At 57.0% G+C, this 13835-nt stretch carries 8 protein-coding genes and 3 pseudogenes; 8 read left to right on the plus strand and 3 right to left on the minus strand.

Going from position 1 to position 13835, the window contains the following annotated elements:
- Positions 1-20: 20 nt before the first annotated feature.
- The 8 genes from AC0V2S_RS04660 (at position 21) to AC0V2S_RS04695 (ending at position 7571) form a co-directional block, all read left to right on the plus strand.
- Complete coding sequence (locus AC0V2S_RS04660) at positions 21-1250, plus strand: tryptophan--tRNA ligase (protein ID WP_475508723.1); 1230 nt, start codon at positions 21-23, stop codon at positions 1248-1250.
- A 145-nt stretch (positions 1251-1395) separates the two neighbouring features.
- Entirely contained in the window at positions 1396-2094 is a 699-nt protein-coding gene (locus AC0V2S_RS04665) for a segregation and condensation protein A (protein WP_475508732.1), read from the plus strand.
- 27 nt (positions 2095-2121) lie between these two features.
- The gene (scpB, locus tag AC0V2S_RS04670) at positions 2122-3132 is read left to right on the plus strand and encodes an SMC-Scp complex subunit ScpB (protein ID WP_475508724.1); all 1011 of its coding nucleotides are present in this window, start codon (positions 2122-2124) and stop codon (positions 3130-3132) included.
- Between the two features lie 8 nt (positions 3133-3140).
- A complete protein-coding gene (locus AC0V2S_RS04675; RefSeq protein ID WP_475508725.1) occupies positions 3141-3329 on the plus strand; it encodes a DUF1289 domain-containing protein in 189 nt (62 codons plus the stop codon).
- 437 nt (positions 3330-3766) lie between these two features.
- Entirely contained in the window at positions 3767-4882 is a 1116-nt protein-coding gene (locus tag AC0V2S_RS04680) for a metallophosphoesterase family protein (RefSeq protein WP_475508726.1), read from the plus strand.
- Between the two features lie 35 nt (positions 4883-4917).
- Entirely contained in the window at positions 4918-6396 is a 1479-nt protein-coding gene (locus tag AC0V2S_RS04685) for an STAND family AAA ATPase (RefSeq protein WP_475508727.1), read from the plus strand.
- A gap of 53 nt (positions 6397-6449) precedes the next feature.
- Entirely contained in the window at positions 6450-6770 is a 321-nt protein-coding gene (locus AC0V2S_RS04690) for a hypothetical protein (protein ID WP_475508728.1), read from the plus strand.
- A gap of 585 nt (positions 6771-7355) precedes the next feature.
- Entirely contained in the window at positions 7356-7571 is a 216-nt protein-coding gene (locus AC0V2S_RS04695) for a DUF3077 domain-containing protein (RefSeq protein WP_475508733.1), read from the plus strand.
- A gap of 717 nt (positions 7572-8288) precedes the next feature.
- Here the strand turns inward: AC0V2S_RS04695 and AC0V2S_RS04700 are convergent.
- The 3 pseudogenes from AC0V2S_RS04700 to AC0V2S_RS04710 form a co-directional block, all read right to left on the minus strand.
- Positions 8289-11240, minus strand: a pseudogene (locus AC0V2S_RS04700) (HD domain-containing phosphohydrolase); the annotation flags it as partial.
- A 202-nt stretch (positions 11241-11442) separates the two neighbouring features.
- Positions 11443-12539 (minus strand): annotated as a pseudogene (locus AC0V2S_RS04705) (FUSC family protein).
- 37 nt (positions 12540-12576) lie between these two features.
- Positions 12577-13835 (minus strand): annotated as a pseudogene (locus tag AC0V2S_RS04710) (deoxyguanosinetriphosphate triphosphohydrolase); the annotation flags it as partial.

Below are 13835 nucleotides of genomic sequence, written 5' to 3' on the forward strand. Positions count from 1 at the left end.
ATGGCGATAGGAAACCGGGCTTGAGCGCAGTGGACCCGCAACGCCGCGTACTCTCTGGTATGCGCCCCAGCGGCCGCCTGCACCTGGGCCACTACCACGGCGTGCTGAAAAACTGGGTGAAGCTGCAGCACGAGTACGAATGCTTTTTCTGCATCGTCGACTGGCACGCGCTCACCACCGACTACGAAGACGTCGGCAACATCGCCCAGCACGTCTCCGACATGGCAGTGGACTGGCTCGCCGCCGGCGTCAGCCCCAGCTCCGCCAATATGTTTATCCAATCCCAGGTGCCCGAGCACGCCGAGCTGCACCTGCTGCTGTCCATGATCTGCCCGCTGAGCTGGCTCGAACGCGTGCCCTCCTACAAAGAGCAGCAAGACCACCTGCACCACAAAGACCTCGGCACCTACGGCTTTCTCGGCTACCCGCTGCTGCAGGCCGCCGACATTCTGCTGTACCGCGCAGGCCTGGTGCCGGTGGGCTCCGACCAGCTGCCGCATATCGAATTCGCCCGTGAAGTAGCGCGCCGCTTCAACCACCTGTACGGCCGCGAGCCCGGTTTTGAAGCCAAGGCCGAGGCGGCGATTCTGCGTCTGGGCAAAAAAACCGCGAAGCTCTACAACAGCCTGCGCAAAGCCTTTCAAGAACAAGGCGACGTCGAAGCGCTCGACACCGCCCGCGCGCTGCTCAAAGAAGTGCAAAGCATCACCCTGGGCGATAAAGAACGCCTATTTGGCTATCTCGAAGGCGGCGGTAAAGTGTTGCTGCCAGAACCCCAGGCCCTGCTGAGCGACGCACCGAAAATGGCCGGGCTGGACGGCGGCAAGATGGCCACTTCCCATTTCAAGGGCGGCCATAGCAACGCCATTTACCTGCGCGACACCCCGGCCGAGGTCGAAGACAAACTGCGGCGCATGCCCACCGACCCGGCGCGGGTGCACCGCGACGACCCGGGCGAGCCCAGCCGCTGCCCGGTCTGGCAGTTGCATGAGGTGTACTCCGATGAGCCCACGCAGCACTGGGTGCAACAAGGCTGTCGCAGCGCCGGTATCGGCTGCATCGACTGCAAAGGCCCGCTGATCGAGGCCGTGCAAGCCGAACTGAAACCGCTGCAACTGCGCGCCCTGGACTACCAGAACAGCCCGGAAGTGGTGCGCAACATCCTCGCCGAGGGCGCCGAACGTGCGCGCGACGAGGCCCGCGAAACCCTGATCGACGTGCGTGCCGCGCTCGGCCTCAACTACCGCTAACAGCAGCAAACAGGAACATATGCAGGAAACCACCGTAAGCGAAGTCGACAGCCAGGCCGGCGCCCAGCAGGAGCTGCCATTCGCCCTGGTGTACGGCAAAGCCATCACCGAAATGCCGGTGGACCTGTACATCCCGCCCGATGCGCTGGAAGTGTTCCTCGAAGCCTTCGAAGGCCCGCTCGACCTGCTGCTGTACCTGATCCGCAAACAGAACATCGACGTGCTCGACATTCCCGTGGCCGAGATCACCAAGCAATACATGGGCTATGTCGAACTCATGCAGTCCGTGCGCCTGGAGCTGGCCGCCGAATACCTCGTAATGGCCGCCATGCTCGCCGAAATCAAATCGCGCATGCTGCTGCCGCGCTCCGCCGTGGCCGAGGAAGAAGAAGACGACCCGCGCGCCGAACTCATCCGCCGCCTGCAGGAATACGAGCGCTACAAAGCCGCCGCCGAAGGCATCGACCGCATCACCCGCGTCGGCCGCGACCTGACCGTGCCGCGCCTCGACGCCCCCGAAGCGCGCGCGCGCAAACTGCTGCCCGACGTAAGCCTGGAAGAACTGCTGCTCTCCATGGCCGAAGTGCTGCGCCGCGGCGACATGTTTGAAAGCCACCAGGTAACCCGCGAACAACTCTCCACCCGCGAGCGCATGAGCGACGTGCTGGAACGCCTGAAAGGCGCCGGCTTCGTGCCCTTCGTCAGCCTGTTTCTCGCCGAGGAAGGCAAGTTGGGCGTGGTGGTTACCTTTATGGCCGTACTGGAACTGATCAAAGAACAGCTCGTAGAACTGGTGCAAAACGAAGCCTTCGGGCCCATCCACGTACGCGCGCGTGCCGAATAAGAACGCCCCGAAGAGAGTGGCCCACGCATGAACCTGAACGACCCCAAAGAACTGGCCTCCCTGCTCGAAGCCTTTCTGCTCGCCAGCGGCAAACCGCAATCGCTGGAGCGCCTGTTTGAGCTCTTCGAAGAAGGCGAGCGCCCTGAGCCTGCCGTCTTCAAAAAAGCCCTGGCCGCCCTGGAAAAATCCTGCGCCGGCCGCGCCTTTGAACTCAAAGAAGTCGCCAGCGGCTACCGCCTCCAAGTACGCGAAATTTACGCGCCCTGGGTCGGTCGACTGTGGGAAGAACGCCCGCAGCGCTACTCCCGCGCCATGCTCGAAACCCTGGCTTTGGTTGCCTACCGTCAACCGATTACCCGTGGCGAAATCGAAGACGTACGCGGCGTGGCCGTAAACACCCAGATCGTCAAAACCCTGCTCGAACGCGAGTGGATACGCGTAGTCGGCTACCGCGACGTACCCGGCAAACCGGCCATGTTTGCTACCACCAAACAATTCCTCGACCACTTCAACCTGAAAAACCTCGACGAGCTGCCGCCCCTGGCCGCCCTGCGCGAACTGGAACCGGAGCCCATGCTCGGCTTCGACCAGGACGACCTGCCAGTACCCGAAGGCCTGCAAGCCCGCGCCGACATCGTCACCGAAGGCGAAGAGGGCGCACCGCCCGAGCCGAGTGAAGAGAAAAGCTTCGGCAGCCTGCTGGCCGAGCTGGACCAGATGGAAGAAGGCCTGAAAACCGACTTCGACGATTTGCCCGACGACTACGAACCGCCCCCCGTAGCAGCCCCGGTCGAAGAATACAGCGACGACAAACCCGTGCCCTCCGACCTGCAAGCCCGCGCCGATGCCGCATGGGCCGACGACGAAGACGAAGAGCCCATGTCCGCTGAAGAGGCGTTGGAAGTGCTGCGCAACAAGGTGGCTACTCAACCAGTGACGCCATCGGCGCCGGCGTTTACGCCCGAGCCCGAAGAAGAAAGCGAAGAAGAGGCGCTGGCACGCGCCATCCGAGAAGAACAGGAATACTCCCGCGACTGAGGCACCCCATGGGCGACACCAAAGATCCTTGCATCAGCATCTGCAAATTCGACGACCGGATTTGTGTGGGCTGTGGGCGCAGTAAGGAGGAGATTAAGGGGTGGAAGAAGATGGGGAAGGGGGAGAAGCGCGAGGTGTTGGAGGTGGCGCGGGAGCGGTTGAAGGGGTTGGGGAAGAGGAAGGGGAAGAAGAAGTAGGGCGGCGCGATTTTAATTTTAAGGAGTTGTGGCTGATCGAGTTTCGGTCGGACTCTGCTGCAGGGGCATTGATGTATTTCTGTAGTGTAGCCATTTAAAGTAGGGAAAATAAATCCACCGCCCTCCTACTGAAGCCATGCTTGGGGAAATCTATTTCGCACCTTTCGTGCGAGTTACCTACAAGGGCGTCCGCATAAGGGCGACTGCAAATAATGGATTCTGTATTTGATATTGCGTAATAATTGAATTTATGATATCAAAATAATGGCAGGGGGCAGTAGAAAGCAAAAATACAAATTTTCTGCGAACGGCTAAGTTGTCAGGGGGAGTAGCCTCTCCCAGCCAAAGGATAAAAATTGCAAGGACTCGCCGAGGTTTATGATGAAGTTAGGTGTTCTACATATCAGTGATATTCACATTAAAAATCCACAGATAAAGTGCTAGAGGTTGGCTCTTCTATAGCAAAAGCTTGTTACTCAATAGCTCATCAAAGCGACTCCTTTGCGATAGTAGTAACCGGCGATATTGCCTTTAGTTGCCAGGCCGACGAGTATTCTTTAGCAGAAGTTTTTTTTGGGTCAATAAAAAAAGAAATTGAATCTGAAATTGGGCGCTCGATTGATATTTTTCTCGCGCCTGGAAATCATGACTGTATGCTCAAGCCTGAAAACGAAGGAAGGACTATAATAATTGAGCAAATTGTAAAAGACCCTGCCAAGGCAAATAGTGCGAGTTTGATTGGTGATTGCACTTCTGTGCAAAAAGAATTTTTTAAGTTTCAGACTAAAGTCTCGACGTTACAACCGCTGTACTCTGATAATCTTTGGAGTGAGTACGAGTTAAATGTAGGGGGGGCTGTCGTCCGCATTTCTTCTTTGAATGCGGCTTGGATGTCCAGGTTGCCTGAACCTCAAGGGCAATTGGTTTTTCCTATAGAAAACTATTATGAATTGCTTGAGGCTCCTTCCAATCTTAGACTTTCGCTAATTCACCATCCTCTTAACTGGTATTGTCAGGCAAGTTATCATCCTCTTAAAAAAGCGTTAAGAACACATTCTGATGCCGTGCTTTCCGGTCATGAGCACTCATCGGCGTCTGAGGAGGTAATTGATGGATCCATCGGAAATGTGTTGATTTTTGAAGGAGCTGCCCTTCAGCCCCACGGAAATGATTTTGATCCGCGCTTTTCCTGTTTGCTATTCGATTCAATCGAGAACTTAGTTGTCGAGAAAAGGTTTAAGGCAAGTAAAACAACGCCTGTTGAGCTTGAAGAAATACAGCATGCTCTAAAAAAGTCAGGACGTTGTGCGCGAAATAGCGTGAAAATATCCTCGGGATTCGTTGACTTTTTGTCCGATGCTGGCGGAAATTTCACCCATGAAAGCAAAAGCAAAATAGTCGCAGAAGATGTATTTCTTTATCCGGAGTTGGAAGATGTAAATGCGGAGGCAGATAAGAAATACATATATGCGGACCAAGTGATAAATAAGTGGGAAGATCTAGGGCGGACTCTTGTCTTAGGTGATGATGAATCTGGGAAAACATTTTATTAAAACGATCTTTTTTTGATATTCACTCTCAGGGTGGCTTGCCGATTTATATAAAGGCCGCAGAGCTTAGCTCTGTTGGGACATGGGAACTTGACCGCAAGATTGCGCAGCTCGCGGAAATGCAGTACGAGAGAGGGGAGGAGTTTGTATATGCTGAGAGAGTTAAAAAAATAGCATTAGTTGATGACTTGGACCGAGTAAGCGGCGGGTCAAAAAATCAGGCAAAATTGATTGAATACCTAAGCGAGACTTTTGGGGCTGTCATTGTAACTGCAAGTTCGAGATATCAGCTGAATGAGTATATCGACTCGTCTGCAGCGGAGGCGCTTTCTGAATTTGAAACTTTGAAGATGCGCCCGTTCGGACATCTAATGCGGCACAATTTGATAAAGAAATGGTGCATGCTTGGGGGGTTGTCTACTAAGTCTGAGCTAGATAAAAAAGTACATGATGTCGAGAGGATTTTAGGGGTTATCTTAGGGCGAAATCTTGTCCCTTCTAAGCCTATTTACTTACTGATACTGTTGCAGAGTTGTGCGCAGGAACAGCAAGCTGAACTCCAAAATAGCGGATTTTCTCAGTATTACGAATATCTAATAGTTAAAAGTCTCAAGGAGGCTGACTTTAGGTTGGATTATCTAAATGAGATGTTTAATTATCTGTCTAATCTTGCTTGGTTCTACAAAAGTAAAGATGTGGTCGAGCTTGATATTATAAGTCTTAGGGAGTTTAACTCAAAGTTTTGTGAGGAGTACGCTACAGTTGACTTTGATTCTAGGTTGGCAATTCTAAAGCGTGCGAAAATATTAACGCAGGACGGAGATTTTTTAAGCTTTAGTTATTCGTATGTTTATTTTCTTTTCGTGGGGAAATATTTGGCGGCTAACCTCTATAAAGATTCTATCAAGGCTCTGGTTAGTGGTTATTGCAAGGAGCTGTATCGTAAAGAAAACGCGAATTGTGTGATGTTTCTTACTCATCATGGTAATAATCCGTGGGTTATTGATCAAATATCAGGGGTGCTTAATGGATGTTTTTCTGAGCATGCTCCAATTGAGTTTAATGGGGATATTGCATCCATCAGTTCGTTGGTAAATAGTAGCGCTCAAATAGTTATTGATGAGATCAATGATCAGGATGTTGAAAGGAATCAGCTTAACTCTCGACGTGCCGCTGACGTATCTGATGCGCAAGAAATTCCGGAGCCTCCGAAGTCAAGTTCTCTCTCCTCTGGAGAAGCGGATTCGATATTAAGTTTTAGTTCTAATATAAATTTGATGATAAAGACATCAGAGATATTGGGCCACATCACTAAGAACTACTATGGGTCTTTAGAGCGCTCTCGCAAAGCTAGTTATTTAGAGCAAATTTTTAATGGTTCCCTACGCAGCCTAAAAGCTGTTTTCGAAGAGATTGTTGATCAGCCTGATGCATTTGTCGCGGAGCTGGAAAGGTTGTTAAAGGAGCGGAAGCCAGATATAACTGCCAGCGAATCTAAAGAAGCTGCAAAAAATTAGCGTTCCAAATACTCGGTATGATTTGCACCGGGTTTATATCGCGAGTAGGTCAGGTGGTAAGTTCCGAAAAAATTCGTGAAGATATAAATTTTGTCGTTACTGCAAAGTCGAATAATGCATATCGCTTGATCGGAATTGCTTCTTGCTTAGTACATCCTGGGCATATACCTTTTGATGCAATCGAAAGGCTGGCAAAAGATACTGCTGCTAATAATTTTGCATTCACAATATTGCAGAGTTTAGTTTTTTATCATTTGCACATGTTTCACACGTCTGAAAAAGACAAACAGCGTCTAGCGGCCTCCGTCAAAATTGGAATGAATCAATCTAGGGCGATTGATATCGCTACAAATAAGGCGAAACTGCTTAGATAGAAGAATTGTTGACAGTAAATATTTTTCGTTTTAAGTAAAAGTTGGCGAAAAATGACTCCGGTTAAAATAATAATGAGAAAGGACGTCTTTATTTTTGATTTCGCAAATTTTTACCTCAAGAAACCACTCTTAGTGGTTTCTTGTCTCTCAGCTACGAGAAGACGCACACTAACTCTTCAGCCAGATGTCATCGACTTGCCTGCGTCGAGTCGGTAGATTTCGTGCACGTTTCTATCCCCACTTGTGCCCCCATCTTTCGCATCTACCCTCCATAGCCGACATTTTCTCCCCACCTCCCTGGCCTACAGTTCCCCTCGCTGATTCGTCAGCGGGCCGGTTTGGTCGCCGGGGATGTGGTTGAATTAGGCGCCTGCTATAACAGGTAGGCGCCTTTCAACGCTGCTTTATGGCAGTTGTGCTCGGGACACCTTCGGGTGTGCCGGTGTCCACATCCGGTCGACCAACCCGTGCACAGCTGCCTCCTGGTTTGCTTGGTCGCAAATACAGGTGGCTCCTCAACTTAATGTGGAGCTTTACCTTATGAATGACTCAATCGTTGTAACCACCCGCGAAACCTTCGACCACATGGACAGCGCTCCGCTGTTTTCCGTTAACCCTGGTGTGCCTGTTGATGAGGCGCTCGAGCGTGCCGAGGATCTGATGCGGTATATCGAGGCGTTGGCGGCGGCGGATGCCTTTATCGATAAGGTGTTGGAGGCGGGGATGATCCAGACGCTGAGTGAGATGGCTAAGGCGTTGGTGCGGTCTACCAAGGCGGGGGTAGGGGTGGTGAAAGCCTGAAGGTTGGTTGCTTGAGGGAATGGAAGGGGACTTAGGTCCCCTTTTTGCATTTTGGGGTTTTGGTTTGGGTGTGTAGGGCTGGAGATTCTGGGTCCCCGCCTGCGCGGGGACGACGGGGGTTTTGGTTGGGGGTCGCCGTCGCCCCGGCGTAGGCCGGGGTCCAGAATTTTGAGGGTGGCGGAGATTGTTGCCCTCACCCCAGCCCTCTCGCCTGTCCGGCCGACCTAGCGGGAGAGGGGGCGGATTGGTGGTGGGGCGGGATTCGGCGGTGGTTGGCGTGCGGCTTTGAGGCGCTGGCTTACACTCGGATTGTGGGCAGGCGAGAGCCTGTTTTTTAACGATGGCTTGGCTTTTTAGCGGAGGGAGCCATGGACGTGATCGATCCGGATTTGTTTCTGGCAATTCTCGCGGCGTTGCAGGGGTTGGGGCGGTTGTTTGGGTGGTAGTGGGGCGGCTGGGGTTTGGTGTGGGTGGTTTTACGCCAGGCCTCTCGCCTGTCCGGCCGACCGGGGGGATCGGCGAGGTGTGTATGAGGTTCGGGATTCTGGATTCCCGCCTGCGCGGGAATGACGGGGGTGTTTGGGAGTGTGCCGTCGCCCCGGCGTAGGCCGGGGTCCAGAATTTTGAGGGTGGCGGAGGGTGCTGCCCTCTCCCCAGCCCTCTCCCGCGAGCGGGAGAGGGGGCAGATTGGGGATTGGGCTTAGATCGGGACTTACGCGATTTTGCTAACAGCGCATCCACATCCACCGCATCGATCTGCTCGGGTTGCAGAAACCGTTGGGCGTATTCCAAATGCAGGCCGCTGCGTACGAACAATGCAAACAGGGCTTTATCGATGTGCGCGCCGTTGCACATGCCCACCATGATGCCGAGCGATTGCGAGAGGGTTTTGCCGCGTTTGTAGGGGCGGTCTACGGCGGTCAGCGCTTCGAAGATGTCGGCGATGGCCATCATTCTTGCGGGTAGGCTCATTTCGTCGCGTTTGAGGCGTTTGGGGTAGCCGCTGCCGTCCATTTTCTCGTGGTGCCCGCCGGCTATCTCGGCCACGTTGGCGAGGTGCGCGGGGAAGGGCAGGTGGTTGAGCATCAAGATGGTTTGCACGATGTGGTTGTTGATGATGTAGCGCTCTTCGCTAGTCAGCGTGCCGCGTGCGATGCCGAGGTTGTAGAGCTCGCCGCGGTTGAATTTGTATTCGGGTTCGTCGAGTTTGAAGCCCCACGCGTTGTCGGCGGGCATGCGGTCTTTTTCGCTGCGTTCGAACAGGTGCTCGGGTTTGTCGGCGAGCAGCGGTTCGCTTACGGGCAGCGCCGGCGCCGGGGTGCGGCTCTGGCGTTGGTTTTCTTCCCATGACACGCCCAGGCGGTCGTCCAAAGTGCGCGTCCAGGTGCGCATGCCTATCTGTGCCAGGCGTTCCAGGTCGGCGTCGGCCATGGCTTCGCCGCCGAGGTTGCTGCGTGCGACGAAGGCGAATTCTTCGTCCAGTGCGGCCAGCAGTTCGTCGCGCAGGGTGGCCAGTTGCGGTTCGTCGCCGCCGCCGGCCAGGGCTTGCCAGTAGCTGATCCAGGCGTCGCGTTTGAGCACTTCAAAGCGGGTGCGCACTTCGTGGATGCGGTCGTAGAGGGTTTCCAGTTTGGTGGCTTTGTCGACGACGTATTCGGGCGTGGTCACCTTGCCGCAGTCGTGCAGCCAGGCGGCGATGTGCAGTTCTTCCCATTGGTCGTCGGTGGGCTGGTAGTCGGCGAAGGCGGGGTCGTCGCTGTCGGCGGCAGCGCGGGCGAGCATTAGGGTCAGCTCGGGCACGCGCTGGCAGTGGCCGCCGGTGTAGGGGCTCTTGGCGTCGATGGCGCCGGCGATCAGTTGGATAAAGGCGTTGAGGAGTTTTTTCTGACTTTCAAGCAGGCGCTGGCTTTCGATACACAGCGCGGCCACGCCGGACACGGCTTCCACAAACGCGATGCGCTCGGGGCGCAGCATGGCGTCGTCTTCGATATGGCCGGTGTCGCGTTGCAGCAGCACGAGCACGCCCAGGGTCTGGCCCTGGCGGTTGTGCAGGCCGGTGGCGGCCAGGTGGATGCGCGGGCTGTCGAAGCTGAGGAAGATCGGCTGCAAGGCGCCGGCTTCGTCAAAGCCCAGGCTGTGGGTGTAACTGGCGCCGCCGTGGGACGGGCCTGCCAGCCAGGGCGGCAGGTTGCCTTCGTGTTCGGCGAAGCTCGGCAGGTTGAAGTCGGCCAGGTCGCGGGCTTGTTTGTCGAATATCAGGCCTTTGGGTTCCAGGCTGCCGGTGTCGGCGTCGAACAGGTAAAACAGCCCGCCCTGGGCGCCGCTGATGTCGACGGTTTCTTGCAGTACGCGGGCCAGCAGGGCGTCGAAGCGTGATTCGGCAGACAGGCTGGCGGAGATGTTCAGGAAGCTGGAAATGGTTTCCTTCATCCGCGCCATGGAGGTGGCCAGTTGGTCGATTTCCAGCACGGGCGAATGGCCGCTGCTGGGCTGGCTGAAGTCGAATCGGCGGATGGCTTCAGCTTCGGCCACCAGGCCGCGCAGGGGGCGAATGATGATGCGCGAGGCGAGCCAGCCCAGCGGTAGACAAATGAGCAGAATGGCCAGGGTGACCAGCGCGCCTTGCCAGCGAATGCGGTAGGCGTCGGCCAGCAGTTCGTCTTCGGGCACGATCAACGCCAGCTCCAACCCTTGCGGACCGCCTTCGATCAGGTGGGTGCGCGACACCACCCAGTTGCGGTCGGCCAGTACCAGGTTGCCGGTGTTGGCGCCGGCCAGGTCGTGGTCGATAAGCGCGGCCAGCACGGGGCTCAGGTCGCGGGCTTTGGCTAACTGGGCTTTTTCGGCCTGCACAATCAGCCGGCTGCTGTCGGGATAGGCGATGGCGTTGCCGTTGGTGTCGTAGAGCACCACTTCACTGGACGGGGTGATTTTGTGTTTAGCCAGGGTGGCGGAGAGGTCGTCCAGCGTCAGGTCGGCGGCGATCACGGCATGCTCGCCGCTGGCCCGGGCCAGGGTGGTGCCGACGTTGCCGGTGGAGAAGAACACGTAGGGCGCGGTGGTGATCTGTTCGTTGCGCGTGCTGGCGCTGGCAAACCAGCTGCGGTTGCGCGGGTCGTATTTTTCTTTGAGGTTCTGCCGGCGGGTGATCAGCTGCATGTCGGCGTCGTAGTAGGCCGACTCCGATTGCACGGACTCGGTCATGGCCGACTCGCCCATGCGGTCGATGGTCCACACCTGGTAGGCGGCGTTTTTCGGTGCGTCGAATTTGTCTTTCAGGGCCTGGTTGCGCAGCGGGCGCACCATAAAGAAGTCGCCGTCGTCATAGCCCAGGTACAGGGAGGCGAGCTTGGGGTTGTCTTTCAGGGCCTGCACGAAGGAGGGCAGCAGGGCCATGCGTTGGTAGTGGTCGACGGCCTGGTTGCTTTCCTGCAGGGCCAGCAGGCTGAGCAGGTGGCGAATGGGTTGGTAGGTGTTGAGCAGGTCGTGCTGCACATCTTCTTGAATGCGGCTGAACAGCTCGTTGCTGCTGGAATAAATGACTTGGGTGGTTTGGTGGTAGTTGAACAGGCCCAGCACCACGCCGGTAACCACGAGCAGAAAGGTGAAGAGCACGCTGATGTGCACGTGCAGCGAATAGCGACGGTCGACACGGCGGGACGGGTTCATTGCGCATCACTCCTTGAACAGCGCAGATGGGTACCGGATTTCGCGATGGTTTCGCTGCGCTCTACCCATCCTACGGAGCTTGGCGCCGGTCGTAGGATGGGTAGAGCCGAAGGCGAAACCCATCATCACCCGGAAGCTACAAAGCTAGCTGCCAAGCATAGTGAACACATTGGGTTTCTGCCGCCGAAAAAGCGGGCTTTTGTCACTCTTCTGAAACAGGTTTAACCGGGCTTTCGATGGGTTGCACGGCGCCCGCCTGGCGCCGGCTCAGGTACTGGTTCACGTAGTGCCGTACCCAGTGCATCAACAACGCCACGGCCAGGGCAATCGCCACGCCGATCAGGGTGTTGAGTACGCGCACCTGGCCCAGGTGCCAGTCTTGCGACAGGCTCTCGGCGAGCAGCACAAAACACAGGGTGGTTTGCAGCACGAACAGGCCGTAGTGGTTGGCTTGAAACGCGCGGCTCATGGCGATCAGCGGCAGCATCACGGCCACCATGATCGGCGGGCTTTGCAGGCTGTGGCCGAAGTAAATCAGCAAGGAAGCGGCGCAAAAACTGGCGATGCTGGCTTGCAGCGCGCGCACCAGGCTGCCCTGGAATTCCAGTTGCAGGGTGGCCAGTACGGCGATGGTCAGCCAGTAGCCGCGCGGCAGATGGGCCAGCTCGACGGTCAAGCCGGCCAGGGAAAACGCCAGGGTGCAGTTGGCGGCATGCAGCAGCCATTGGCGCCGCGGTTGGCGTTGGGCGTGGCGGCGCAGCACTTTCAGAATGCCGACCAGGCGCGGCATGCGTGGCCACATGCGCAAGCCGTGTACGCCGCGCAGGGCAAAGGCGAGCAGGGCCACCCACAGGCCGCCGAGAATAAACAGCATGGCCACGGCGTAGGGGTTGGTGAGGTTGGTGCCGCCGTGCTGGCCTTGGCCAAGGCATAGGCAAATGGCCAGGCCGATGCCGAGCTTGCCGGCCTCGGCGCCGAAGCGTTGCAGCCAGGCGAGCAGGAAACCGAAGACGGCAAAGAGGCCCAGGCTGATCCACGGGTGGTCGGCGGCCCAAAACCCCAGGCCCGCGCTCCAGGCGCCCAGGCTGATCAGCAGCAACATGCGCAGCATGCCGAAGCGGTGCAGCGGGTTGGCTTTGGCGGCTTGAAACGCGCCCACCGAGGCCCACAAAAACCGGGGTGGCCGCTGAACAAACCGAGTATCAGCGGCAAGGCGCAGCCGAGCATGGCGACCATGGCTGGGCCCCAGGCCGGCGGGCCGGATTGCCAGGTGAACACTTGGCGCAAAAGCTTGGACATAGCCTCTCTACTTTCTTGTCATTACACCGGCTTGTAATTAGACCGGACTAGAGCGCCCGGTCATTTCAGCCGCCATTTCGGTGGCGTAGCTGTCGGTCATGCCGGCAATAAAATCGATCATGCGCAGGAACGAGCGGTGCAGGGTCCACTCGGCCTTCGGCGCGTTGTAGCCGAGCAGGTCGAGAATGCGCTGGTTCTTGAATGACAGGCCGTTGCCCGAATGCAGTTCGAGGGCCGCACCGCAGAAATTGTTCAGGAGAATTTCCAGGGTGTGTAGGCGCCGATCTCGTGCAGGGTTTTGCGTTTGTCTTGAAAGATTTTTCCCGCGCCATGTTCTTCGCGCCGAGCACGCAGGCTTTGGCCGGGCCGTGCATATGCTCGACCAAGTCGCCGTGCAGGGTGCCGGCCAGCAAGGCGTCTTGCTGTTCGACGAAGGCTTGAGCGGCGGCGTTGGTCAGGTGCTCGATGGCCTTGCCGCGCAGAATCGCCAGCTTGCGCCGTTGCGAGTCGTGGGGGCGAGCAGGCGGTAGGTTTCCGGCAGGTCATCGCCGACCAGGCCGAGCAGCACCGCTTCCACTTCGGGGTAGTTGAGCAGCTCCATTTCCAGGCCGTCTTCGAGGTCGATCAGGCCGTAGCAAATGTCGTCGGCGGCTTCCATCAGGTACACCAGCGGGTGGCGCGCCAGCGTTCGTTGTCGATCTGCGGCAGGCCGAGTTTGGTGGCGATCTGCTCCAGCAACGGCAGCTCGCTGCGATAGCAACCGAACTTGTGTTTTTTGTAGCCCAGGGCTTCGGCGTGCTGCGAGGTCCAGGGGTATTTGAGGTAGGTGCCGAGGGTGGCGTAGGTCAGCCGCGTGCCGCCGTCGAATTGGTGGTATTCCAGTTGGGTGAGCACGCGAAAGCCCTGGGCGTTGCCTTCAAAATGCAGGAAGTCTTGGCGTTCCACATCGCTCATGCCGTCGAGCCAGCCACGCCCGGCGGCCTGCTTAAACCAGTGGCGAATGGCGTCTTCGCCGGAGTGCCGTAGGGCGGGTTGCCGATGTCGTGGGCCAGGCACGCGGACTGCACGATCATGCCCAGGTCGTTCGGCTCGCACCAATCGGGCAGGGCGTCACGGAGCATTTCACCCACGCGCATGCCGAGGGAACGGCCCGCAGCTGACTTCCAGGGAGTGGGTCAGGCGAGTGTGGATGTGGTCGTTGCTGGATACCGGATGCACCTGGGTTTTGCGGCCCAGCCGGCGGAAGGCGCCGGAGAAGATGATGCGGTCGTGGTCTTTGTGAAAGGGGCTGCGGCC

Source organism: Pseudomonas sp. CC11G, from assembly GCF_056174845.1.